The sequence below is a fragment of the Sphingobacterium thalpophilum genome (assembly GCF_038396785.1).
Taxonomy (GTDB): Bacteria; Bacteroidota; Bacteroidia; order Sphingobacteriales; family Sphingobacteriaceae; genus Sphingobacterium; species Sphingobacterium thalpophilum_A.
In genome coordinates this window covers 4,510,513-4,536,243 of record NZ_CP151087.1, presented here as the reverse complement: position 1 = coordinate 4,536,243, position 25,731 = coordinate 4,510,513, and the positions used below count along the sequence as shown (strand labels likewise).

22 protein-coding genes and 3 tRNA genes are annotated in these 25,731 nt (G+C 39.4%); 17 read left to right on the top strand and 8 right to left on the bottom strand.

Going from position 1 to position 25,731, the window contains the following annotated elements; genetic code table 11:
* The first annotated feature begins 194 nt into the window (after positions 1 to 194).
* Positions 195 to 1,357 (top strand): IS3 family transposase gene (locus AACH28_RS19975; protein WP_140938745.1). Its coding sequence is split into 2 segments (ribosomal slippage): positions 195 to 432 and positions 432 to 1,357, totalling 1,164 coding nucleotides; the frame shifts between segments, so codons are not numbered across the junction.
* On the opposite strand, the gene AACH28_RS19970 is transcribed toward AACH28_RS19975, so the two are convergent.
* The 5 genes from AACH28_RS19970 to AACH28_RS19950 form a co-directional block, all read right to left on the bottom strand.
* Entirely contained in the window at positions 1,346 to 1,729 is a 384-nt protein-coding gene (locus AACH28_RS19970) for an Arm DNA-binding domain-containing protein (RefSeq protein WP_341831305.1), read from the bottom strand. The two genes, AACH28_RS19975 and AACH28_RS19970, sit on opposite strands and share 12 nt — an antisense overlap.
* Before the next feature lie 309 nt (positions 1,730 to 2,038).
* Positions 2,039 to 2,115 (bottom strand) — tRNA-Pro (locus AACH28_RS19965).
* Between the two features lie 302 nt (positions 2,116 to 2,417).
* On the bottom strand, positions 2,418 to 3,401 hold the full coding sequence (locus AACH28_RS19960) for a transposase (RefSeq protein WP_236586037.1): 984 nt from the start codon (positions 3,399 to 3,401) through the stop codon (positions 2,418 to 2,420).
* Positions 3,394 to 3,747: a transposase gene (locus AACH28_RS19955; protein ID WP_070569066.1), complete on the bottom strand. Its 354-nt coding sequence runs from the start codon at positions 3,745 to 3,747 to the stop codon at positions 3,394 to 3,396. Before AACH28_RS19955 ends, AACH28_RS19960 begins: the two co-directional genes overlap by 8 nt.
* A 137-nt stretch (positions 3,748 to 3,884) precedes the next feature.
* Positions 3,885 to 3,958, bottom strand: a tRNA-Pro gene (locus tag AACH28_RS19950).
* Positions 3,959 to 4,394: 436 nt separating this feature from the next.
* Between AACH28_RS19950 and AACH28_RS19945 the strand changes: the two genes are divergently transcribed.
* Positions 4,395 to 6,770 (top strand): ABC transporter permease, encoded by a 2,376-nt coding sequence (locus tag AACH28_RS19945; protein ID WP_341831304.1) that lies wholly within the window; start codon positions 4,395 to 4,397, stop codon positions 6,768 to 6,770.
* Positions 6,771 to 6,816: 46 nt separating this feature from the next.
* Here the strand turns inward: AACH28_RS19945 and AACH28_RS19940 are convergent.
* Positions 6,817 to 6,890 (bottom strand) — tRNA-Pro (locus AACH28_RS19940).
* Positions 6,891 to 7,232: 342 nt separating this feature from the next.
* On the opposite strand from AACH28_RS19940, the gene rplS reads away from it, so the two are divergent.
* From rplS to AACH28_RS19915, 5 genes are all read left to right on the top strand, one after another.
* Entirely contained in the window at positions 7,233 to 7,580 is a 348-nt protein-coding gene (gene rplS, locus AACH28_RS19935; protein ID WP_075994123.1) for a 50S ribosomal protein L19, read from the top strand.
* 297 nt (positions 7,581 to 7,877) lie between these two features.
* Positions 7,878 to 8,963, top strand: coding sequence for a carbohydrate-binding family 9-like protein (locus AACH28_RS19930; RefSeq protein WP_341831303.1), 1,086 nt, complete (start codon positions 7,878 to 7,880; stop codon positions 8,961 to 8,963).
* A gap of 123 nt (positions 8,964 to 9,086) precedes the next feature.
* A complete protein-coding gene (locus AACH28_RS19925) occupies positions 9,087 to 10,697 on the top strand; it encodes a CTP synthase (RefSeq protein ID WP_088162903.1) in 1,611 nt (536 codons plus the stop codon).
* Between the two features lie 39 nt (positions 10,698 to 10,736).
* Positions 10,737 to 12,563, top strand: a complete 1,827-nt coding sequence (yidC, locus tag AACH28_RS19920) for a membrane protein insertase YidC (RefSeq protein WP_341831302.1) — start codon at positions 10,737 to 10,739, stop codon at positions 12,561 to 12,563.
* 118 nt (positions 12,564 to 12,681) lie between these two features.
* Positions 12,682 to 13,467, top strand: a complete 786-nt coding sequence (locus tag AACH28_RS19915; RefSeq protein WP_341831301.1) for an META domain-containing protein — start codon at positions 12,682 to 12,684, stop codon at positions 13,465 to 13,467.
* A 115-nt stretch (positions 13,468 to 13,582) separates the two neighbouring features.
* Here AACH28_RS19915 and AACH28_RS19910 read toward each other — a convergent pair whose 3' ends face one another.
* The gene (locus AACH28_RS19910; protein ID WP_341831300.1) at positions 13,583 to 14,932 is read right to left on the bottom strand and encodes an acyl-CoA dehydrogenase family protein; all 1,350 of its coding nucleotides are present in this window, start codon (positions 14,930 to 14,932) and stop codon (positions 13,583 to 13,585) included.
* 354 nt (positions 14,933 to 15,286) lie between these two features.
* Between AACH28_RS19910 and AACH28_RS19905 the strand changes: the two genes are divergently transcribed.
* From AACH28_RS19905 to AACH28_RS19890, 4 genes are all read left to right on the top strand, one after another.
* Positions 15,287 to 15,511: a hypothetical protein gene (locus AACH28_RS19905; protein WP_046671848.1), complete on the top strand. Its 225-nt coding sequence runs from the start codon at positions 15,287 to 15,289 to the stop codon at positions 15,509 to 15,511.
* A 146-nt stretch (positions 15,512 to 15,657) separates the two neighbouring features.
* Positions 15,658 to 15,861, top strand: a complete 204-nt coding sequence (locus AACH28_RS19900; RefSeq protein WP_088162907.1) for a hypothetical protein — start codon at positions 15,658 to 15,660, stop codon at positions 15,859 to 15,861.
* A 125-nt stretch (positions 15,862 to 15,986) separates the two neighbouring features.
* Positions 15,987 to 17,336, top strand: coding sequence for an adenylosuccinate lyase (gene purB / locus AACH28_RS19895; RefSeq protein WP_341831299.1), 1,350 nt, complete (start codon positions 15,987 to 15,989; stop codon positions 17,334 to 17,336).
* Between the two features lie 72 nt (positions 17,337 to 17,408).
* Positions 17,409 to 17,963 (top strand): NifU family protein, encoded by a 555-nt coding sequence (locus AACH28_RS19890; protein WP_341831298.1) that lies wholly within the window; start codon positions 17,409 to 17,411, stop codon positions 17,961 to 17,963.
* A gap of 124 nt (positions 17,964 to 18,087) precedes the next feature.
* Here the strand turns inward: AACH28_RS19890 and AACH28_RS19885 are convergent, their stop codons facing one another.
* Complete coding sequence (locus AACH28_RS19885; protein WP_341831297.1) at positions 18,088 to 20,319, bottom strand: glycoside hydrolase family 3 N-terminal domain-containing protein; 2,232 nt, start codon at positions 20,317 to 20,319, stop codon at positions 18,088 to 18,090.
* 355 nt (positions 20,320 to 20,674) lie between these two features.
* On the opposite strand from AACH28_RS19885, the gene AACH28_RS19880 reads away from it, so the two are divergent.
* The 6 genes from AACH28_RS19880 to AACH28_RS19855 all read left to right on the top strand — a co-directional run bounded on the left by AACH28_RS19880 (position 20,675) and on the right by AACH28_RS19855 (position 25,703).
* Positions 20,675 to 21,523, top strand: a complete 849-nt coding sequence (locus tag AACH28_RS19880) for a transketolase (RefSeq protein WP_070563052.1) — start codon at positions 20,675 to 20,677, stop codon at positions 21,521 to 21,523.
* A 1-nt stretch (position 21,524) separates the two neighbouring features.
* Positions 21,525 to 22,478, top strand: coding sequence for a transketolase C-terminal domain-containing protein (locus AACH28_RS19875; protein ID WP_333577649.1), 954 nt, complete (start codon positions 21,525 to 21,527; stop codon positions 22,476 to 22,478).
* Between the two features lie 21 nt (positions 22,479 to 22,499).
* Positions 22,500 to 23,045, top strand: coding sequence for an RNA polymerase sigma factor (locus tag AACH28_RS19870; RefSeq protein ID WP_046671841.1), 546 nt, complete (start codon positions 22,500 to 22,502; stop codon positions 23,043 to 23,045).
* Between the two features lie 33 nt (positions 23,046 to 23,078).
* Positions 23,079 to 24,035 carry a hypothetical protein gene (locus tag AACH28_RS19865; RefSeq protein WP_341831296.1) on the top strand — a complete coding sequence of 319 codons (957 nt, stop codon included), beginning with the start codon at positions 23,079 to 23,081 and terminating at the stop codon, positions 24,033 to 24,035.
* Positions 24,035 to 24,454 carry a hypothetical protein gene (locus AACH28_RS19860; RefSeq protein ID WP_231585177.1) on the top strand — a complete coding sequence of 140 codons (420 nt, stop codon included), beginning with the start codon at positions 24,035 to 24,037 and terminating at the stop codon, positions 24,452 to 24,454. The genes AACH28_RS19865 and AACH28_RS19860 overlap by 1 nt, the downstream gene beginning before the upstream one ends.
* Before the next feature lie 61 nt (positions 24,455 to 24,515).
* Positions 24,516 to 25,703, top strand: coding sequence for an aspartate aminotransferase family protein (locus tag AACH28_RS19855; RefSeq protein WP_112375506.1), 1,188 nt, complete (start codon positions 24,516 to 24,518; stop codon positions 25,701 to 25,703).
* Positions 25,704 to 25,731 lie beyond the last annotated feature (28 nt).

The following is a 25,731-nucleotide window of genomic DNA, read 5'->3' as shown; positions in this document are numbered from 1 at the left end:
TTTCATCCCGTTTCCGCTTTTTGCAGATGCTATTCTCCATCTTCACCTCCCTCCATCAGCTTTTGGATGTCCTCATACCTGTAGTACATCAGTCCACCGATTTTCTTGAATGGCAATGTGCCGTTCACACGTAGGTGGAGTTGCTACCTTTGAGTGGAGACAGATTTGAGAAATAGATTTAAATTTGTTAACACATGAAAAGAGTATTTGACGATTCCTTTAAGAAAATGGCAGTAGAGCTTTCTTACAGCAAAGGTTCGGTATTAGAAGCAGCAAAAGAACTGGACATGGATGCCAGTAGATTAAGTAAATGGCGCATGGATCCCAGATATAATGGTGGTACCGTATTGCCTAAAAACGACAAATTGAGTCCTGAGGAGCAAGAAATCAGGGAACTAAAGAAGAGATTACGGGATGCAGAATTAGAGAACGCTATCTTAAAAAAGGCGGTGGCCATCTTTTCCAAGGGAGACTGAGAAAATACGAGTTCATACGTGAACATATAAATACCTTTCCAGTTGAAAAGATGTGCCATACGATCAAAGTTAGCAGCAGCGGATTTTATAAGTGGCTTATCAGACCACAAAGTATGCGGGAGAAAAGGACCGCGGAACTGTCTGCTCTGATAAAACAGGAATATGAGAACAGCCATCAGATATACGGAAGCCCCCGCATTACCCAGGAACTGAAGAAAAAGAACAAGCAGGTATCCAGGTCCTATGTAGCGCGCTTAATGAAGAAATTGAATTTAAGGAGCAAGATACGAAGGAAATATAAAGTGACTACCGATTCCAGCCATAAGTACGGGGTAGCGGAAAATCTCCTCGGTAGAGATTTTTCAGCGGGTGCATTATCCCAAAAATGGGTTGGTGATATTACCTATATAAAGACTGCTTCCGGGTGGACTTACCTTACTACGGTTATTGATCTGGCTGATCGGAAAGTTGTTGGATGGTCATTTAGTAATGACATGACTGCAGGTAATACCACGGTTAAGGCATTGGCAATGGCTATAAAAAATAGGGGAATAAAACCGGGGCTGATATTTCATTCCGACAGAGGGATCCAATATGCATGTGATGAGTTTAAGCTTATGCTAAGTAAAAGTGATATAAAACAGAGCATGAGCCGTAAAGGTAACTGCTGGGATAACGCTGTAGCTGAAAGCTTTTTCAAAACACTAAAAACAGAATGTATATACCATCATAAATTTGTCAACAGGGAGATTGCAAAGCTAGAGGTGTTCAGGTACATTGAAGGATTTTACCACGCCAAAAGGATACATTCTGCGATTGGATATAGAACTCCAAATGAAATGGAAATGTTCTACCGATCAAAACAGAAATTAGCAGCATAAAAAGTCTCCACTTTTAAGTTGCAATTCCAGACTGCCGAGTGTCCGCCCCGACTGTGCAGACCCCGTTACCCGTTCACGGATGACCGCGCCGTCAACCGTATTTCCCGACAATACCAGTTCTTGGTAGGCGTCAATGATTTTTGCCTTGAAGCGGGCAAGAAATCGGTTAAGTTCCGCCGTTTCCTCACGGCTTCCCTTTGCCAAGCCCTTTTTTGCATCCCATCCCAAAACAGCTACCGAACGTTTGACGGATATTTCCGTACGTTTGCCGTTCACCGTTACCCTTGCATAGATAGGTGCTGTTCCCTGTGCTGTTGTTTTCTGCTTCTTGAGGTAAAAGATAACCCCGAATGTGCAATTTTGTGTTTTCATATCAACTAACTTTAATGGTTGCATATCCGTGTTTTGATGCTATCTGCTTGGATTTGATAATGTAACAGGTCACTAACAGGTAGAAACCGCGTATCAAACGACCACAAAAAGCATCAAAACAAACAAGCACAAAAAGCTGATTTTTAGATATTTGAACCTATTTCGGTGACCCAAAATTAGGTATAGAAAATGGGTAACCGAATAGGTCTCATTTTCTTTGGTTTTACTTGAACAAATTGGGGTAAGAAAAAAAGAAAAACCCCTCTAATCATACGATTAGAGGGGTTTTGACCGCCTTTGTAGGCTTCTTGGTCGGGGTGGCAGGATTCGAACCTACGACCTCCACATCCCAAATGTGGCGCGATACCGGGCTACGCTACACCCCGAAAAGGTATCACCTTTGTTTTGTGTGGCACAAAAGTAAACTAAAAATATGTTTTTTTCAAAAATATTCTTCACATAACACCTAACAAGCTGATTTATTGTAAAATAATTTACAAAACATTTAAAACACATGTCGATTTCGATCCAAAATAATTATAAAAACCCGCATGACTGCCCTGAATAGCGAAGTTATCGGTTAGGTAGCTAAAATAGTGGGATTGGCTGGCCCTGACTAAGTCTACTCCGGATCAAACTTAATAATATCCTAAAGGGGATCATACCGAAAGTTTGGGGGGTAAAGTTTTTAAGCATACAGTTTCATTACTCTATATAAGAAGAATGTGGTGTCTCTTACGCCACGAAAGACACTCCTGAAAGCTTTGAGCTTTGCATTGAAAGATTCTGCTGAAGCATTGGTGCTTCTGTTGTCGAAGTAGTGTAGGATATATTGATGATGTGCCGCAATGGATCTTGCTACGCTCTCAAAAGAGGCGATGCCCGCATTCTCAACCTGATTATGCCACAGTCCCAGCTTGGTAAATGCTATCTTTTTGTCTCTGCATTTATTGAATATGTCACCCAGGGCAATTCCAAGGTCATAAGCGAGCTTTAGTTTGGGAAACCGTATGAACAACTGTTCAGCTCGGTGTTTCTGGTTTTCGGACCATCGGCCTGGATGCTTGAACAAGAGGTGTCTGGATCTAGCCAGTAGCTGTTTGAGCGTGTCTCCATTAGGTAACAACTCGGGTTCATATGGGATTCCTCGCTTTCGAGATTCCATTATCTTCTTGCTTTCCGCATCCAATACTTCCCAACGATACCTGATACGGAGTTCCTGCACTGCATCGTAAGCTAACTTTTGGACATGGAACCGATCGACCACACGCCTGGCATTCCTGAAACATCTACGGATTGCCTTAGCCATGTTCGGTGCCATATCCATGGTCACCTCCTTTACCTTATTCCTTGAACGTAAAGGTATTCGCTCAAGAACAGTCATGATATCCTCAGCCTTTGTGCCCCTGATAGTTGCCAAAATCGTCCCTTTACGCCCTTTTGCCGATTTACTGCTAACAATGGTATATAATTCACCGTTGCTAAAACTGGTCTCATCGATGCTCAAGCGTTCGGAGATATTCCCGGGAAAAAGAGTCCATCGCTCTGCATGTGGCTTTTGGCCCCAATCATGGAAGTCACTGAGATGGTTCTTGTATTGATCCTGAAGTTGCTTGCCGTCCATCTGGAAGAATAATCCTACCAATTGGGCACTTACAGGATAGTTATCCAAATATCTTCTTTAAAAAAAGCCCGAATTCAGTTGTCATTCGGGTACCTTCACGGACCAGGTTCCAATCTCTTGTGATAATCTGTCCCGTATCTAAGACTGTCCAGCGACGACGGCGGATATGTAATGTAACTTTCTGACCTCTAATGGGAAAGTCGGAAATCTCTGTAGAAGGCATAAAGCCCTTTGACTCCAGCTTGCTGTTCTCATAGCCTGTTGGAGAAATATTAAGCTCGTCTAAATAAATGTGGAGTTGATTGTCAACCTGATCGACTTCTAAAATCTGAAAGTATTCTAAAAGCCCTTCGGGCATCAATAGCGATAGTAATTTACGTTCGGCGTCTTGCAAGGGATATCTGTATTAAAGATGCTAAACTAGGAAATTTTTGATATTCCCCCAAGAAGTCTGCTTGGTCCCCTAAAGGCCCTAGGTTCGCTCCTTGCCCTGAAACAAAAAAAGCCCTAACTTTCGTTAGAGCTTTTAAGTCGGGGTGGCAGGATTCGAACCTACGACCTCCACATCCCAAATGTGGCGCGATACCGGGCTACGCTACACCCCGAAAAGGTATCACCTTTGTTTTGTGTGGCACAAATATACGCTTCTTACAAATTATTTGCAAATGAAAAACGCAAAATAAAACTAATAAGTTGTTACATTGCGACATACTGTTTTCTCATATGACGTAGTACCCTCCTTTACAAAATCAAACCCAATGTTATTCTCCATATTCCTTACCCACATAAGGCACCATCCTGTAAATAAAACTTTTTTTGATTTCCAGACCTCAGGATGTTCGAATATGAACACAAAGTGTTCGAATCCAAACACTTACACAACAAAAACACTACATAAAACACTGACTATAAACATATTAGCCATTTGGCAGTTTTTTTGGAATTAACCTGCATTGAACGTGTTTTTTCAAAAAAATTAGACGGACCTTCTATCTGATTGATTACTAAATAAGGTCGAAACAAACACTTATAACTAAAAGTATGATAAAGAACTATTTCCAAATCGCCTGGAGAAACCTCATGAAAAACAAGGTCTTTTCCTTTATCAATATCCTAGGCTTAACCATAGGCATCGCGGTCTGTGCAATGATATTCCTGTTTATCGCCAATCAGTTTAGTTTTGACAAGTTTCACAACCAAGGCGATCACATCTATCGTGTGATGCGAGGTTTTGACAACACCAAGGACCGCGCCCCTTATTTATCTGCACCCTATGCCACGGCCTTATTAACCGATTATCCCGATGATATCAAAAAAGCTGTACGGGTAATGCCTGCCAATGGGTTATTCTCTGTTGGCAACATTGCATTCAATGAAAAGAAACTCTTTATTGCAGATGACGATTTCTTTGAACTATTTAGTTTTTCGCTAATCAAAGGGAATCCAACGACTGTTTTAAAAAATCCAACAAGTGTTGTGCTCACGGAAACAACTGCGAAGAAATATTTTGGAAATGAAAATCCTATCGGTAAAATACTGCAGCTTGATAAAAATAAACAATTAACCGTTACTGGGATCGCTAAAGATCTTCCGGTCAATTCACATCTGGATTTTGATCTCATTATCCCCTTATCCAATTATCTCAATACCGAACCATTTAAAGCCTGGCAAAACAACAATTTATTCACTTACATCTTACTTGACGAACATAAGGATGCTAGGCAATTGGAAAAGCAGTTTCCTGATTTCATGAATAGGCATATGAAAGCAGTTTCTACCAATATGGGCATTCATTTTGATCTTGCGCTTACACCGCTACGAGACGTCTATCTTGAATCCCACAGCGCATTTGACAGCGCAAAACATGGTGACAAAAAAGTTATTTACATTTTTCTCTCCATCGCCATACTTATATTGGTTATCGCTTGCATCAATTTCATGAATCTCTCAACAATACGTGCAGTTGACCGATCGAAAGAAGTTGGCCTAAGAAAGGTACTTGGAGCACAACGTATCCAATTAATGGGGCAGTTTATCGGAGAATCCATTTTATTAACGACCATATCCTGTATACTTGCCATGTGTCTATTGCACCTACTCATGCCTGTATACAATCAACTACTGGGATACACCCTTACAGTCCCATGGAATTCTTGGCCGATCTATATTTTTTTGATTGCAATTATCTTTATAGTAGGCCTATTAGCCGGAAGTTACCCAGCCCTATACCTTTCAACCTTTTCCCCAATACAGGCATTAAAAGGTAAATTGCGCTTAGGCAAGAGCGGTACATTGTTCCGGCATGCGCTAGTTGTGTTCCAGTTCAGCATATCTATTTTACTTATCATCGGTACACTGATTATCTCCAAACAGATGAAATATGTAAAAGAACTGTGGCTCGGGTATGACAACCAACAGACTGTGGTTATTCCAATAGACAGTGAAGAACTGTACAACAACCTCCGTACATTCAAAAATGAATTATCTGCGAGCAGTGACATTGCGTCCGTCTCCTTTATGTCCGGTGAACCAGGGGGCTTCTTCGATAGTCACACATTTGAGATCGAAGGAAAAAATGCTGAGAAGTGGAAATCAAGAACGGAATTCACCGATTTTGACTATGTAAGCACACTGAAACTTAAACTAATAGCAGGCCGAAACTTTTCAACACAACACCCGACCGACTCCACTAGCGCTGTATTAGTTAATCGTACCGCAGCATCGATGCTTGGATTTACTCCCGAACAGGCCATTGGCAAATGGATAAAAAATACGATCCGCGATCAATCCCCCCGGACAATCATTGGGGTAGTAGACGATTTTAACTTCCTATCCCTAAAAGAAAACATGGATGCATTAGTTATTGCCCCTTCTACTGACCTGAGAGTAGCCCTTATTAGATTAAACACAAAAGATTTTCCCACAGCGTTAAAAACTATTAAAGCCGCATTTGGGAAAGCAGCTCCATTATATCCGTTTGAATACAGTTTTCTAGACCAAAAATTTGATACGCTGTATAAAACGGACCTTAGGCAACAACGCATACTCAGTCTTTTTTCTGGATTAGCCATATTTATCGCTTGCCTAGGTCTATATGGTTTAGCTTCATTTACGGCCGCCAAACGAAACAAAGAGATCGGAATCCGCAAGGTGCTTGGCGCTTCGGTATCGGGCGTTACTACATTATTGTCCAGAGATTTTATAAAACCCGTATTAGTTGCTTTGATAATCGCCTCGCCGATCGCCTGGCTAACCATGAGCAAATGGCTGGAAGACTTTGCTTACCGCATCGAGATCCAATGGTGGATGTTTGTGCTAGCGGGACTGGTAACAATAGGTATCGCATTAATTACGGTAAGCTGGCAGGCTATCAGAACAGCCATAGCTAATCCTGTAAACAGCTTGCGGGACGAATAAAAGGAAGGAAACAAAAAAAGCTCTAACGTTCGTTAGAGCTTTTAAGTCGGGGTGGCAGGATTCGAACCTACGACCTCCACATCCCAAATGTGGCGCGATACCGGGCTACGCTACACCCCGAAAAGGTATCACCTTTGTTTTGTGTGGCACAAATATCGAATCATTTTTTGACTTTGTCAACACCCTGCAGAAAATTAATCACTAAATAGCTGATTGATTGCACAATATTTTTACACAAAGCACATATTCTATTGAATTTAGTAATTAAAAACCCTCTCCATATAGCCTACAAAGGAATATTCAAAATATCTTTAGATTATCCATTTCATTTTCATATCTTTGCATCCGATTTGAATATCAGTCAATAGTTTTTTAAAAAAGTATTTTTATATTCAGAAAATAAGTCGTAATATTGCATTCCGATTTTTACAGGATATAAATCGTTAATAATTACTCGAAATCATGGATTTAGTAAAATTTGTAGAAGAACAAGCGGTAGTAAAGAATGAAATTCCCGCTTTCAAAGCTGGAGATACCGTCAGCGTTCATTATAAAATTCGCGAAGGAAATAAAGAGCGTGTACAGGTGTACCAAGGTGTAGTAATTCAATTAAACAGCGAAGGTGCTAACGCTACTTTTACCGTTCGTAAAATCTCAAACGGTGTAGGTGTTGAACGTATTTTCCCTGTAAACTCACCAAACATTGAAAAAATTGAAGTAAACAGCTACGGTAAAGTTCGTCGCGCGAAATTATTCTATTTACGCGGCCTTACTGGTAAAGCTGCTCGTATTAAATCGAAAAGAATCTAATTACGACTATTACAGCATAAAAAAAGGCTCTGAATATATTCAAAGCCTTTTTTTATTGACTATATTGCCCTGGCTTCTCAAACGCAGACAGCACAACCAACTTCCTTCTGTAATAAATTTAGGACAATTAGATAATGTCCTTCAAAATCCCAACCCTCTTTTTGCCGCGCTAAAACATTTTACTTACTTTTAGCACCGTATCTGAAAGGTAGAATCGTAGATGATTACAATAGCGGAAAACAAACTGGTATTGTTTCATCCCAACTTGGCTACCGCTAAAAATCAAACTGTATCTTGATGAGAACTATAGCTTTTATCCTTACTTTTATCATCTATCCGACCTTTATTTTTGCACAACGAAATCTGAATGAATTTCTTCAGCTACAGTCGCGCCCTCAAACGTATTATGTACTTCCAGTAACAGATGCGATCACGATTGACGGAAAGGACAGTGAAGCTTCCTGGTCAAAAGCGATATGGACAGATTCTTTTAAGGATATTGAGGGATCAAATAAACCTGCCCCTACTTTTAAGACACAAGTCAAGATGCTTTGGGACAAAGAAAATCTTTACATTTTTGCTAAGCTTCAAGAACCCCATATCAAGGGATATTTAAGACAAAAAGATACAATCATCTATCATGACAATGATTTTGAGATCTTTCTCAAGCCAAATCTATTATCGCCAGAATATATAGAGATTGAAATAAACGCATTAAATACCGTAATGGATCTTTTGATGACTAAACGTTATCGCTTTGGCGGCAGGGCTAATCTAAATTGGGACACAAAAGATATGGAAAGTGCAGTCTATCATGCTGGGTCCATCAACAATCCTCAAGACAAGGATGAATTTTGGACTGTGGAAATGAAAATACCTGTAAAAAGTCTAAAATACTTTGGCGAAGGAAATCAGATTAACGCAAATGAAACCTGGAAGATAAACTTCTCACGTGTTCAGTGGCATTATGACAACACCGAAACAACCTACAGCAAGAGAAAAGACAACACGGGTAAGACGCTCGCTGAAGAGAACTGGGTATGGTCTCCAATCGGCCTCGTTAATATGCATTACCCTGAGCGATGGGGACATATAAAATTTGTTAACGACACAGACCATCAACCTATCGATGAGCAATTCCTCGCACTCGAAAAAGTTACCTGGAATATCTTTTACCTGCAACAGATCTATAGAAAGGATAAAAAACGCTATGCAACGTCAATTCAGGAGCTAAGCAAATTATATCCTGAAATTATAAATGAGCACAAAAATTATGAGATTGTATTTTCAAACAGTAATAATTTCTATCGCATTGAAATCAAGTCAAAAGCACAGCCTACATTAAAGACAACAATAGATAGCCAAGGTAATATCTATTTTTAATTTAATTAATCGAGCCATCTTCAATTCTGATTTTGAATAAAAATTGCTATCTTTGTATCCCGTACATAGAGCAACTATTATTGGTCATTTTGACCACATAAAATTGAAAATCCTTTAATTGTTATGACTAAATATATTTTTGTTACGGGCGGCGTTACTTCGTCGTTGGGGAAAGGTATTATTGCTGCCTCCCTTGCTAAACTTCTCCAAGCGCGTGGCTATAAAGTTACCATTCAAAAATTCGACCCTTACATTAACATCGATCCAGGAACATTAAATCCATATGAACATGGAGAATGTTATGTTACAGAAGATGGCGCTGAAACAGACCTTGACTTAGGTCATTACGAGCGCTTCCTGAATGTCCCTACCTCACAAGCAAATAACGTCACGACAGGCCGCATCTATCAACACGTTATCCAACAAGAACGTGAAGGTGCATATTTAGGAAAAACCGTTCAAGTGATTCCCCATATCACCGATGAGATAAAACGCAGAATGCAACTGTTGGGTGAGTCCGGCAAATATGACATTATCATCACTGAATTGGGCGGAACTGTAGGCGATATTGAGTCCTTACCGTTTGTGGAGGCCGTAAGACAGCTTCGCTGGGAATTAGGAGCCAATAATTCACTGGTTATCCATTTGACTTTAGTCCCTTATTTGGCTGCTGCTGGTGAGCTTAAAACAAAACCTACCCAGCATTCCGTAAAAACATTATTGGAATATGGTGTACAACCTGATATTCTAGTATGTCGTACTGAACATAAATTATCGCAAGAAATCCGTAAAAAATTAGCGCAATTCTGTAATGTCAACATCAACGCCGTCGTAGAATCTATCGATGCGTCGACGATTTATGATGTCCCATTATTGATGTTGAAGGAGAATCTTGATAAAACAGCATTAACAAAGCTAAAACTTTCCAACAAAAATGAGCCTGATCTAGAAAACTGGAAAAACTTTTTAGGTAAGCTCAAAAACCCGACAAGTGAAGTTAATATTGCTTTGGTCGGAAAATATGTTGAGCTTCCAGATGCTTACAAGTCTATTATCGAAGGATTTATCCATGCGGGCGCAACAAACGAATGTAAAGTAAAAGTGAGCTATATTGCTGCTGAAAGTGTTACAAAAGAAAATGTTGCTGAAAAGCTGAAAGGTATGGATGGAGTTTTGGTTGCTCCGGGTTTCGGTGAACGCGGCTTGGATGGTAAGCTAAATGCTATTCAGTATGTTCGTGAAAATAATATTCCGTTCTTTGGTATCTGCTTAGGTATGCAATGTTCGGTCATCGAATTCGGAAGAAACGTATTGGGATTAAAAGATGCCAACAGTTTTGAAATGGATGCCAATACCAGCAATCCGGTCATCAATTTGATGGAAGAACAAAAAAATATCACCAATATGGGCGGTACAATGCGTTTAGGTGCTTACGACTGTGAAATTAAAAAAGGAACCAAGGCCTTTGCCATTTATGGTAAAACAAAAATCTCCGAAAGACACCGTCACCGTTACGAATTTAACAATGACTATTTAAAACAATATGAAGCAGCTGGAATGATTGCTTCAGGATTCAATCCGGAGACTGGATTAGTTGAAATTGTCGAATTGAAAAACCATCCATTTTTCGTTGCCGGACAATTTCATCCAGAATTAAAGTCAACTGTTGCAAATCCTCACCCACTTTTTGTTAGCTTTGTAGCCGCTGCTTTGGCCAACAAAAAATCAAAGTAGTAATAGAAGGATACAATTAATTAAGTTTAATTATTAAAAATGGATAGAAATACCCTAATTGGTTTGGTCCTGATGTTTGCTATCATCACTGGTTCATTTTACCTGATGAAGCCTTCAGAATCGGAAATCAAACAAGAACAAGCGAGACAAGAGGCTAAAGCTCGTGCAGAAAAAGGACTGCCTGCCGAAAGTGACTCTACCGCTAAAGCCAAAGCAGCACAAACAGCAGTGATTGCTGATTCGGCGGAATTGAAAAAGCCTTTTGGTGCGACAAAATTTGGAACGGAGAAAGTCATTACGATTGAAAACGAGAAAATCATTGCCAAAATCAGTACAAAAGGTGGTAAGGTTAAATCCGTAGAACTAAAAGGCGAAAAGAATTTCAATGGAAAACCTTTGATGCTTTTTGATGGTGAGGACAATAAGTTTGGTTTTCAATTTAACGCAGCTGGTCAAAACGTATCAACAAATGATTTATACTTCAATACAGAATCTTCGGATATCCAAGTTTCTGGTGAAGGTAAACAATCTGTAAAATTCCGACTAAATTACAGTGCCGAACAGTATATTGAATATGTGTACTCGATTGCTGGTAAAGGCTATAATGTTGGACTGGATATTAACACAAAAGGGATACAGAATTTAATTCCGCAGAGTCAAAAAACGTTGACCCTTAACTGGAACACCGCGTTGAGACAAAAAGAGCAAAACATAGAATCTGAAAGACAGAAATCTACACTTTATTATAAAGAAGATAATAAAGTAGATCATCTTTCAGAATCAAAAGATGCGGATGAAGCATTGGAGAAAAAAGTACAATGGATTGCATTCAAGCAGCATTACTTTTCTAATATCCTCAGCACTAAAGATGGCTTTGTCAATGCAAAAGTGGATGTAAAACATGCGTCAGAAACCGACATCGTCAAATTCTATAATACAAACGCAGAATTGGCATTTGATAATCATAAGGACAATAACTATTCCTTAAACTTCTTCTTTGGACCAAATCAATACAATGTATTGAAGGCCGAGGGTAATGACTACCAATCGATCATCAATATGGGTTGGGGCCCTATGCGTTGGATCAACCAATGGATTACAGTACCTGTATTTAACTTCCTGGATGGTTTCCATATGAGCTACGGTATCGTTATCCTTTTATTAACATTGATGTTGAAGCTGATCCTCTCACCAATGACCTACAAGTCTTATGTCTCTATGGCAAAAATGCGTGTATTAAAACCGCAGCTGGATGAGATCAAAGCAAAAGTGGGTGAAGACAATCAAATGTTGATGCAGCAGGAACAAATGAAATTGTACAAACAGGTTGGTGTAAATCCACTTGGTGGATGTCTTCCTCTTGTCCTACAAATGCCATTTACAATTGCGTTCTTCTACTTCTTTCCAAATTTATTTGAATTGAGAGGACAAAGCTTCTTGTTTATGAAGGATATGTCAACCTATGATACGCTGTTTACATTTGCACCTATTTTTGGATCATTCAACCACATCTCGTTGATGTGTATCTTGATGACATTGACAACATTGTTAACGACTTGGTATAACAACGCTACATCTGGTGCTACAGGACAAATGAAATACATGGGCTATATCATGCCTTTGATTTTCTTCTTTGTTTTGAATAGCTTCCCAGCAGGTTTGAACTACTACTATTTCTTAAGTGCATTATTTACGTTCTTGACTCAGTTGGTTATTCGCACCATGGTGAATGATGAGAAAATCTTAGCTAAATTGGAGGAAAATAAAAGGAATCCAAAAGCAGATAAAAAATCGAGCTTCCAAACGAAAATGGAAGAGATGATGCGTGCACAACAACAAGCACAACAAAATAAAAACAAATCGTAAGATTTATCCTACTGATAAAGAAGGCTTCCAAATTGGAAGCCTTCTTTGTTTGTGAACTTTTGTAGCATTTCGTCAAACCAAACGTTAAAAAGGGTGTTAATAGGTTAAAATTTAGAATATGAACTTTAAAAACATCGCCATACTGGCCATCTTAATCGTTAGTCTTGGAAGTTGCTCTGTGATGAAGAAAAACGCGAATGAGCAGAACACAGAAAGTAGCCTGTCGTCAGTAATTGGAAAAAAATGGCAATTGATTGAAATCAATGGACAGCCAGTAGCAGATCAAATCAACGGTAAAATGCCTTACCTCCAGCTGGACGAAAAAAGTTACAGTGCAAGTGGGGGATGTAATGGCATCGGTGGAGAATTGACTTTATCAAAGAATGGAAAGGTTAAATTTGCTCAGGGTATGTCTACGATGATGGCCTGTCCGGATATGTCTATTGAACAAGCCTTATCCAAAAACCTGATTGCTGCAGATAACTATACGGTTAAGGATGATATTCTTAGCTTGAACAAAGCGAAAATGGCTCCCCTGGCAAAATTTAAGTTGATTCAGGACAATAAGCAACAACTTAGTGGAACTTGGGAACTTGATTATATATCCGGCCCACGGATTGCTTTCGATGGCCTATATCCCAATCGTAAACCAACCATGATATTTGATGTTTCCAGTGGTAAAATAAACGGAAATAGCAGCTGTAATAACTACAATATGACTTTTAAAACGAATAGAAACACCATTAATTTTGGCCCCATTATGTCGACAAAGATGGCCTGCGAAGGTAATGGTGAAGCAACTTTCTTTTCGACATTGGAAAAGGTAAACACCTATAGTGTAAGCGAGAATACCTTGACATTTATCATGGGAGATATTGCTATTATGCGATTTAAACGGAAATAGAAAATTGCTTTTTTGCTCCAACTGAAGTAAAAAGGGCATTGTTTAAAAAACAACGCCCTTTTTATGTATTAATCGATATTTGGCAACAGGAAGTCAAAAACCAGCCGGATCTCGCCTAAACAAAGGCACTAAATCCAGTTATACTTCTACCAACTATGAGTGAATTGATTTCTTTTGTCCCCTCATAGGAATAAATTGCTTCGGCATCGGCCAAAAACCGTGCGACATTATACTCCAACAGAATACCGTTTCCACCCATGACCTCTCGAGCCTTGGAAACAATATCTCTCGTACGTAAAGAACAGAAGACTTTAGCCAGCGAGGCATGTTCATCTTTTAGTTCACCTTTATCCTGTAATTCAGATAATCTGAAGACAAGCGTTTGCATAGCTGTTAAATTGGACAACATTTCAACCAGGTGATTTTGAATAAGCTGAAAAGCAGCGATTGGTTTACCAAATTGCTTCCTTTTCCGCGTATAATCCAAGGCATTTTCGTAGGCACCCCGCGCACATCCTACGGCCATCCAAGCGACACCAGCTCGCGTCATCTGAAGAACCTTTCCTGTATCTTTAAAGGAATTCGCATGTTGCAGGCGATCACTTTCTGGAACGATACAATGCGCTAAAGTAATAAGGCCGTTCTGCACAATGCGCAAAGCCATCTTATCTTTAATTTTCTCAACTGAAAAACCTGGATTATCCTTTCGTACAATAAAACCTTTCACTTCGCCATCATCAAGATCCCTAGCCCAAACAATGGTGATATCCGAAAAGGTGGAGTTCCCGATCCATTTTTTCTGACCATTTAACACCCAGCCTTCGGCAGTCTTCTTACAGGTTGTTGTCAATCCGCCCGCTGCTCCCGACCCTACTTCAGGCTCTGTTAAACCAAAAGCACCGATCACTCGCATCTGCTGCATTTTGGGCAACCATTCCTGTTTTTGCTCTTCGGATCCGCAAATATAAATTGATCCCATGGCCAAACCACTCTGTACGCCAAAGAAAGTCGCTACAGAAGCATCTACCCGTGCTATCTCCGCCGCTATAATTCCTTCCATCAAGGAACTTCCCCCCATGCAACCATATCCATCGTAGGTATAGCCACAAATATTTAAAGCCGCAAGTTTAGGTACTATTTCAAAAGGGAATTCATCCCTTAGCCAATATTTATTGACAATTGGCTTGACTTCTGTCTCCATAAAATCCCTTACTTTCAATTGCAATGCACGGTCTACATCGTTTAATTTGCTATCCATAGCATAGAAGTCACCATTAATAGGAGGTAATTCTTTTTTTTCTTTTCCTGCACTCAGCATTTTCATTAAACCATGAAGCTGTTTATCATCCATTTTTGATACAGCATCCATTACTGCTCCCAAATCCACTTTCTTCGATATTTCTTCCAATTTGCCAAAGTCTATTGATTTTGCCAAATCCATTATATTCTTTACTTTATCAAACATATTGCGAATTCTTTTTAAGCGTTTACTTCTTAAAATAAGCAAAATAATCGAAAATTGTTTGTTATCAGTACCATCTTATCCCCAGATTGGCTAAAAATAAGTTCACACAAGCTCAGCACAACAAACACACAAGAACGGCACAACGATCACCCTTTCTTAGCCCTTGTTAAGCTAAAGGATGACACAAGCCGAGACTTGTGGGATAACATTTTATTTTAAATAAATTAAACAACTTAAAATCAGCTATTTATATAATATTTTAAAAAAAACATATTTTTTGGGTTACCTTTTTTGGTTACGTGTATTAAGAGATGAAAAAGAAAATTATTTCAATTTAAATTAGAAAATTAGAAAATGAAAAACGCATTAAAATTCGGTTTCTTAGGTTTAGCTTTAACTGTAGCTTTCGCATCTTGTAACAATTCAGAGAAAAAAGCTGAAGGTGCTGCAGATTCAGCTTCTGCTTTAGTTGATTCAGCTGCTAACACATTAGATTCAGCTGCTACTAAAGTTGATTCAGCTGCTGCTAAAGTTGATTCAGCTGCTGCTAAAGTTGATTCAGCTGCTACTAAAAAATAATTTAGAACTGAATAGAGCTTTTGGAAGGCCTTTTTTACGAAAGGCCTTTCTTTTTTTCAAAAAAAATAAATACAGGGGTTACCTTTCTGGTTTAGTGGTATTAACTCCTAAATAACAAGATTTAAAAATATTTTAATTTTAATAAAATGAAAAACGCATTCAAATTCGGTTTCTTAGGTTTAGCTTTAACATTGGCTTTCGCATCATGTGGTGAAACTGCTAAAAAAACTGACGCTGCTACTGATTCAGCTAACGTTGCTTTAGATTCAGCTAACACCCAATTGGATTCAGCAAAAACTGCTGTAGATTCAGCTGCTGCTAAAGTTGATTCAACTAAAGCTGCTCACTAATTCTCTGAAAAGAATTTACATCGTATAGAAAGCTTCCTTCAACAAGGAAGCTTTTTTTATATCTACACCAATTAAATTGCTAAGCTCCAAGCATTTTTTTACCTTTGCCAAAAATCATTCAATCTATGGCTTTATCATCTTTAACAGCAGTTACGCCTATTGACGGACGCTATTACAATAATACCAATGAACTTTCAGCATTTTTTTCCGAATTTGCTTTAATAAAATATCGTGTACGCGTAGAAGTCGAATATTTTATTGCATTAAGTGAATCGGGCATTGCTCAATTGCAACAGTTTGACAAAACGCTCAATGAAAAATTGCGGGATATCTACCGGAATTTTTCTGAAGAAGATGCCATTTGGATCAAAAACACAGAGAAAGTTACGAACCATGATGTTAAAGCTGTTGAATATTTTCTAAAGGATCAATTTGAAAAATTGGGATTACAAGACTACCTTGAATTCATTCATTTTGGTTTGACTTCACAAGATATCAATAATACAGCCATTCCACTTTCCTGGAAAGAAGCCATTAAAGAGAGCTATACGCCTGCAATTGAAGAGTTGCTTCATGAATTGAAATCTTTGGCAACTTCGTGGTCAGACATCCCAATGTTGGCTCGTACCCATGGACAGCCGGCCTCCCCAACTCGCTTGGGCAAAGAGCTTTATGTTTTCATTGAACGCATAGAACGTCAATTGCAACTATTACACCAAGTACCGTATTCGGCTAAATTTGGTGGTGCAACTGGTAATTTTAATGCACATCACGTTGCCTATCCGGCAACAAATTGGGTCGATTTCGGAAATAATTTCGTCAACAATATCTTGGGCTTAGACCGTTCACAAACCACCACGCAAATTGAGCATTACGATAACTTTGCGGCAAGCTGTGATGCTTTAAAACGGATAAACAATATTGTCATCGATTTATGCCGTGACATTTGGACATATATTTCGATGGAATATTTTAAACAAAAAATCACTGCTGGTCAAATCGGTTCTTCGGCTATGCCACATAAAGTCAACCCAATTGACTTTGAAAATGCAGAAGGAAATTTAGGTATTGCAAATGCAATTTTTGAGCACCTTGCGGCTAAGTTACCAGTTTCCCGTCTTCAACGAGATTTAACAGATTCTACCGTATTACGTAATATTGGTGTTCCATTTGCACATACCTTGATCGCTTTTAAATCGACTTTGAGAGGGTTACGCAAATTGATCTTAAACGATCAGGCATTGGCCAATGATCTTGAAAATAATTGGGCTGTTGTTGCCGAGGCACTTCAAACTATTTTGAGAAGGGAGGGCTATCCAAAGCCGTATGAAGCTTTAAAAGACCTAACACGTACCAACACACATGTTACAAAAGAAACGATAGCAACATTTGTTGATAATCTAAATGTATCAGCGGAAGTTAAAGAGGAACTGAAAGCGATCAGCCCTTCGAACTACACAGGTGTTACTTTATAAGCTTTTACTTATAGATGACCTTAACAAAGCTTCTTTTGACCTATATTTGCTTGGAATAAAAATAGATACTACATGGCTACGATTAACGTATATACAGAGTCTACACCCAACCCTTCTACAATGAAGTTCTTGGTCAATAAATTATTGATCAACGGTAGTGTGGATTATCCAAATAAAGAAGCAGCACAAGATTCACCGTTTGCACTTGAATTATTCAAATTTAATTTTGTAAATGGGGTATTTTTTGCAAGTAACTTCGTGACCATTACCAAAACAGAAGATGCGGAATGGGAAGACATTGAAGCCTTGCTAAAAGACTTTGTAAAAGGTGCTGTAGAGTCTGAACTTGCTGTAAAAACGGTACACCACGATAACGAGGTCAATTTTGAAGGTACTGAAACTGAAGTGAAGATACAACAAGTATTACATGATTATGTAAGACCTGCTGTTGAACAAGATGGTGGAGCAATCCATTATAAATCCTTCAACGAAGGTATTGTGACAGTTGAACTAAAAGGTTCTTGCAGTGGTTGTCCATCTTCGACAATTACATTAAAAGCAGGAATTGAGGGCTTGTTGAAACGCATGGTTCCAGAAGTGACTGAAGTAGTGGCAGAGGCCATGTAATCACAGCTATTCGATACAATAAAAAAAGGATTCAGTAGTTAATTTTGCTGAATCCTTTTTTTTATCCCCTAAGTCCTAAGGAAGGATTGCCATCCGTCATCTATTTGGTCTGGCAATTTTAAACCTAATTGACCACTTCAAATGAATCTTTAAGCGGGAGATTAACAGAAGAATTACCGATAAATAGTTCAAATTTGCCGGGCTCAACTGTCCAGTTGTTGTTGCGATCCAAAAGTTCCAGGTGGGCGGGTAAGATCGTAAACTGTAAGGTCTTCTTCTCCCCTGGATTAAGTTCAACTTTTTCGAATCCACGCAAATCCATTTCATACGTTGTTACCGAAGAAAGCACATCCTTGATATAAAGCTGAACAACTTCGGCGCCTTTCCTCTTCCCTATGTTTTCAATATCAACCGTAACTGTAAGAGAATCTGTTGGCCTGATCTGTTTCTTAGTGAGTTGTAAATTTGAAAAGCTAAAATCTGTGTAGCTTAATCCATATCCGAAGGGGTATAAGAATCCGACAACCCGACTATTCCCCCAACCATTGGGTCCGACCCCGGGTTGCCCCGCCTGTGCAGCGGGCTTGGTCGGAAAATTCATTTCAACCTGTCCTACAGACTTTGGAAATGAAATGGGCAATTTTCCACTAGGGCTATACGCTCCAAACAGCATTTCGGCAAGAACATTTCCCGACTGATTGCTAAGAAACCAACTCTCCACAATTGCAGGTAGATACTTATTTTCCCAATTGACAGTAAGTGGACGGCCATTGACAAGTACCAGCACAATAGGTTTGCCTGTTTCCTTCAATTTCATCAAATAGTCGCGTTGCTTGCCGGGCAAATTTAGATCTGATCGCGACCGACTTTCACCGACTTCCCGTTCCGACTCGCCCATTACGGCTATAATTAGGTCGGATTCTTTACCGAGACGAACACCTTCGGCCATCTTTTCCAGCTCCTCGCCGGACAAGTCTGTTGGAATAATCTCACTTTCAGGCCAGTTTTTATCCACGACATCTACCCCTTTGGCATAATCAACCCGAAGTGCCTTTGTTTTTGCATAGTTTATAATCCCATCTTTGATGGTTGTGATCGGATTATTGGAAGGTCCATAGCGACTTGTCGTATAATTTGTTGCCTCTGCCATTGGTCCCGTAACCAAAATTCGTTTGTATTTATTCACGTCTATTGGAAGAAGATTCTGTTCATTTTTCAACAGAACAATAGACTCCCTATTCATTTGAAGAGATACTTCTTCATCTGCAGGGGTATGCACCTTTTTATCGGCTATCGCCGTATCTTCTATCAATGGATGATCAAATAAACCCAGTTTAAATTTCACGGTCAGGACTTCGCGAACCCGCTGATCCAATATTTTGGTATCCAAACCTCCCCCTTCGATGAGTTCCATTAATGGCGCTAGATATGTACTCGGTGGATCAAAATTTGTCCGCACATTCAAACCCGCCTCTAATGCCTGTTTAATAGCATCTTTATAGTTTGCAGCAACGTGATGTTTGTTGTAAATAAACTCTAGGGCCTCACTGTCAGACACCACATACCCTTCAAAACCATAATCTTTTCGGAGTAAGTCCTGTAAAAAATAGCTACTTGCAGTTACAGGCAAGCCATCATAATCATTATAACTACTCATGACTCCCAAAGGTTTGGCTTCCTTTATGACCCTTTTAAATGGATACAGGTGAAGCGAATGCATCTCACGAAAGCCAACATGCGGATCCGTTCGTGCATTGCCATCTCTTCCCCCTTTGGGTACAGAATAGACCGCATAATGTTTCAATGTGGAGGCGACGCCATTTTGTTGAATCCCTAAAACAACCTGTTTCCCCATCTCGGCAATATGAAACGGATCTTCGCCATAGGTTTCAACCACTCTTCCCCAGCGTGGATCTCTAGAAACATCAAGAATAGGCGTATAGACATTGGTATATCCAAGATATTTGGCTTCCCTACCAACTATATTGCCAGCTTTACGTACCAGTGAAGTATTCCATGTACTTCCAATATTGATTGGTGCCGGCAAGGAGGTCGCCCGATCGTGGTTGAGTCCATGAATCCCCTCATTGGTAAAATCAACAGGAATACCAAGTCGTGTATTTTCCACAAACCATTTTTGAACATTATTTAAGGCTTGCGCGTGGCGGCTGAAAGGATACGAAAATGAACTTCTTGCCGATTTATTATACGCCAGGCTATTCAACATTTCGTCGATATTGGCCAAGCCGTGTTTCCAAATCTCTTTGTCCCAAGCGGCAGTAGGCTGCTCATCTGTCAAAACACGCCCATAGCCGTAGAGCGTAACCGTCTGATTGGCCTTTTCTTGAACAGTCATTTGACGCAACAGATCCCCACGCGACTGGCTATTTTCTGTTTGGAGTCTTCATAAATATCCTTTTTCCCATTTTTGTTAAAGTCGATCCAATCCTTATGATAAATGTTGATGTGCTGGGCTGAAGAATGTAAATAAAGGGCTGAGAGCGCTGAAATAATAAAGCAGCTTTTGAGTTGATTAGGCATTATGCTGAAAATTGTTGGTTTTATAAAGTGAACCAAGGTACAAAAAAAATAAAAATTCGCAGATCAAACATTTCTTCAATCTGGGATAAGTCAATATAAATTCATTTTTTAACAAGCATCTAGCTTAAAAATAGTTAACTTTACGACCAATTGTGAAACCAACAAAAAAAATGAGTGCAGATATTAACAAACTAGAACAAATTGCATCACAGGTAAGACGTGATATCGTACGTATGGTACACGCTTGTCAATCAGGACACCCAGGTGGTTCGTTAGGTTGTACAGATTACTTTGTGGCGCTTTATTTCAATGCAATGAAACGCAATCCTTCCTTTGACATGGATGGAAAAGGAGAAGATTTATTCTTCCTGTCAAACGGACATATCTCTCCTGTATTTTACAGTACATTGGCACGTGCGGGATATTTTGAAGTGAGCGAATTAGCAACGTTCAGAAAAATCAATTCCAGACTTCAAGGTCACCCAACAACACACGAAGGCCTTCCAGGTATTCGTATTGCTTCGGGATCATTGGGACAAGGATTATCTGTTGCAATTGGAGCCGCACAGGCAAAAAAATTGAATAAAGACAATAATCTAGTTTATGTATTAATGGGTGATGGAGAATTGCAGGAGGGCCAAGTTTGGGAAGCTGCAATGTACGCGCCACACAACAAGATTGACAATTTAATTGCTACTGTTGACTATAACAAAGCACAAATTGACGGATCTACAGATCAAGTATTATCTCTTGGGGATCTTCGTGCAAAATGGGAAGCATTTGGCTGGGATGTGATGGAAATTGCTAAAGGCAATGATATGAATGCTGTTGTTGCAGGTTTAGCAGAAGCTAAGTCACGCACAGGAAAAGGTAAACCAGTCATTATTCTGATGCATACTGAAATGGGTAACGGTGTTGATTTTATGATGGGTTCTCATAAATGGCATGGTGTTGCTCCAAATGACGAACAATTGGCGTCGGCATTGAATCAGCTTACAGAAACTTTAGGAGATTACTAGAATGAAAAAATATACTTATACAGAGTCAAAAGATACACGTTCAGGATTTGGTGCGGGATTACTAGAAGCAGGAAAGCAAGATGAGAATGTAGTTGCATTATGTGCTGATTTAATTGGTTCGTTAAAAATGAACGATTTTATCAAAGAATTTCCAGAACGTTTTTTCCAAATCGGTATCGCGGAAGCTAATATGATGGGAATTGCTGCCGGACTTACGATCGGTGGTAAAATACCATTCACTGGTACATTCGCAAATTTCTCAACAGGACGTGTTTATGATCAGATTCGCCAATCGATTGCATACTCGGACAAAAATGTAAAAATTGCAGCGTCGCATGCTGGCCTAACCTTAGGTGAAGATGGTGCAACTCACCAAATCTTAGAAGATATCGGCTTGATGAAAATGTTGCCAGGAATGACAGTGATCAATCCTTGTGATTTCAATCAAACAAAAGCCGCTACGATTGCAGCAGCCAAATATGATGGACCGGTTTATTTGCGTTTTGGCCGTCCCGTAGTTCCTAACTTCACTCCTGCTGATCAAGAATTTGTGATTGGTAAGGCGGTATTATTAAATGAAGGAACGGATGTTACGATCATTGCTACAGGTCATTTAGTATGGGAAGCTATCCAAGCTGGCGAGAAATTAGCTGAGTTGGGTATCAACGCTGAGATTATCAATATCCATACCATCAAACCTTTGGATGAAGAAGCTATTTTAAAATCTGTTGCGAAAACCAAATGTGTCGTAACGGCAGAAGAGCATAATCGTCTTGGCGGTTTAGGTGATAGCGTTGCTCAAGTGTTAACAAGAGAGTTACCTACTCCACAAGAGTACGTTGCCGTAAATGATAGTTTTGGAGAATCAGGTACTCCTGCTCAATTGATGGAAAAATACGGTTTGAATGCTGCGGCTATTGTGGCTGCGGTTCAAAAAGTAATCAAAAGAAAATAACAAAACTACGCAAGTCAATATATGGATGACGCTTTAATTATAGCAAAATTCGCCGAAGAGAGTACGCGAGAAGAAGCTTTCCGTTTATTGTTGAAGAAATATCAACAGAAGATTTATTGGCATGTGCGAAGAATGGTCATCGATCATGACGATGCGGACGATGTTGTTCAAGATATCTTTGTCAAAGTATGGAAAAACCTTGGGAATTTCCGTGAAGACTCACAATTATACACTTGGCTTTATCGTATCGCAACAAATGAATGTATTACCTTCTTAAATAAGAAAAAGCAAAAGCAGAACGTGTCGTTGGATGACGACACGACTGCTTATTTGGCAGAAACGCTTGCTGATGGCAATTATTTTAACGGTGATAAAGCTCAAATGAAATTACAACAGGCTTTGTTGACTTTGCCAGAAAAGCAAAAATTGGTCTTCAATATGAAATATTTTGAAGATATGAAATACGAAGAAATTTCAGAAGTACTCGGAACAAGTGTCGGAGCGCTTAAAGCCTCTTATCATTTAGCTGTCAAAAAAATAGAGGCATTTTTTAACAACAACGATTAAACCTTTTAGCGAAATTAGGTTCTAACAGATACTATGAAGAAAAATGGCACATATCATGATGGGCTGGAGCCTACAAATCTTCCAGCATCGTTGCGTGAAAATCCATTTGGCTTACCTGAAAATTATTTCAGTGATTTAGAATCAAAAATAATTACGCAAGTCAAATTGGTTGAATGCAAGGAAGAATCCATCTTTGAGGTTCCAGAAGGATATTTTAATAGCTTATCTGACGCCATAATGTGTAAGGTTGCGGAAGATAGTTTAAAAAATCAGGTTACTACAGACGGCTTTGAAATTCCTGAAAATTATGCTTCTGAACTATCTTCAACTATCTTCAACCGAATTTTAGAAGACAAATTAAAAGAAACGATTGCATCGGATGGCTTTACCATGCCTTCTGCTTATAATCAAACCCTTGAAGACTCCATCTTCGCCCGTTTAGCGGCGGAGAAATTGAAGGAAACAGTTCCGACAGATGGTTTTACAGCTCCTGTTGGCTACGAAGAAATAGTTGAATCGACAATTTTTGCTCGTATTGCTGAAGAAAAACTAAAAGAAACGATTGTGACTGCAGGTTTTGATGTACCACAACATTATTTTGAGATTCTTTCGGACAGCATCATTGATCGTGTTCAAATGCTTGAAAAGGATAATACACCGATCCGTCAGATTGGGAAACCTAAAAAATGGTACGCTCGTTATGCGGTTGCGGCATCCTTTGCGGCTATGTTGAGTATAGGCGGATATTGGGGTTATCAATATCAACAGCAAAATACGACTCCTGTAGAAGCTGTTGCAGAAGAGCAGTTAAGCCAGCATTTGTCAGAAATTCCTAAGCAGGAAATCATTAATTACCTTGCGGAGTCGGCTTCTGGTGACGATATGATCTATATGGCCCAGTATACTGACGAAGCAAATCTCCCTACTAAGGGATTTGGAAGTAATATATCTAAACAAGAAATAGAAGATTATCTAAATTATACCTTATAATGATGTTCAATAAAAAATACATATGGATAACATTGTTCTTTAGTATATTTTCTATTGCCTTGGGCTTTGCGCAAGACAAAAATCGATTTCAAGCTATAGAAAATGAAAAAATAGCTTACATTACTAAAGAACTGGATTTAACTCCGAGAGAGGCTCAGCAATTCTTCCCGCTCTATAATGAGTACAGCCAAACGCTTTGGGATATCAGGAAAGAAAAATTGAATGGTGCTCCAAAAAATAGTTTTAGAGGTGGCTCCAGAGACGTCTTACAGTATGATGCTAAAGAAGTGGAGATCAAAAAAGAATATCGGGCCAAATTTGCCAAAGTTATTGGCAATGCGCGAGCATCGCAATTTTTTGAAGTAGAACAGGAATTCAGGGAACATCTATACAAATCCCTGCAGAATAGAAGAAAATAATCTCGAAAATAAAAAAGAAGTCTTGAAGACTTCTTTTTTATTTTCGGACATTTGTAAGATCATGTTAAGCAACAGAGAATTATTTTTAATGAATACCGCTCAAACATCTAGCTCACCTAGATTGGTTGAAGTAGTTAAGGCTGAAGGTGTCTACCTTTATGGCCCAAATGGAGAAGAATACATGGATTTGGTCTCTGGCTTCAATGTCAGCAATATAGGCCATCGTCACCCGAAGGTTTTGGAAGCTATAAAATCACAATTGGACCAGTACCTACATGTCACCGTTTATGGTGAATTTGTGCAGGCCCCACAGGTGCAATTTGCTACAGAATTATTAGCAGAACTTCCTCCTAATTTTCAATCGGTTTACCTCACCAACAGTGGAACGGAAGCCGTAGAGGGATCAATGAAAATAGCAAAGAAATATACCGGTCGCAGGCAGATTATCGCTGCAAAAAAGGCGTACCACGGCAGTACACAAGGCGCGCTCAGTCTTATCGGAAACGATGCGTACCGTAAAGCGTATGCCCCCCTCCTTCCCGAAATAGATTTTATCGAGTTTAATGATCTGGACGATCTAACAAAGATTACGGAACAAACTGCTGCTGTCATCCTCGAAGCTATTCAGGGGGAAGCGGGTGTCCGAGTCCCGGATATCGCTTACATGCAAGCCGTCAGAAAACGCTGTAATGAAACAGGTACCCTACTGATCTTTGATGAAATCCAAACTGGTTTTGGCCGCACAGGCCGTCTCTTTGCTTTTGAGCATTTTGCTATCGTCCCAGATATCCTGATGCTTGCCAAAGGAATCGGTGGTGGCATGCCCCTAGGCGCATTTGTTGCAGCCAAAGAAGTGATGGATGTTATTAAGGATAATCCCATGCTTGGGCATATCACGACTTTTGGGGGCCACCCCGTAAGTTGTGCCGCAGCACGGGCTTCACTGGCTGTTATCAAGGAAGAAAAATTGGTAGAACAGGTCGAGCGAAAATCGCTTTTATTTAAAGAAAAACTCCGACACCCTGCAATTAAAGAAATTCGAGGATTAGGTCTTATGATGTGTCTGCAATTGGATTCCTTTGATCAGGTTTACAACGTGAGTAAGTATTGTGCTGAAAACGGGGTTATGATCGATTGGTATCTGCATTGTGAAACAGCACTGCGTGTCGCTCCTCCATTGACTATTACAGATCTGGAAATTGAAAAAGCGTGTAACATCATTATAAAAGGTTTGGAAAAGTATGCTTAAAGTATGTAACTTTAAACATAACAAAAAC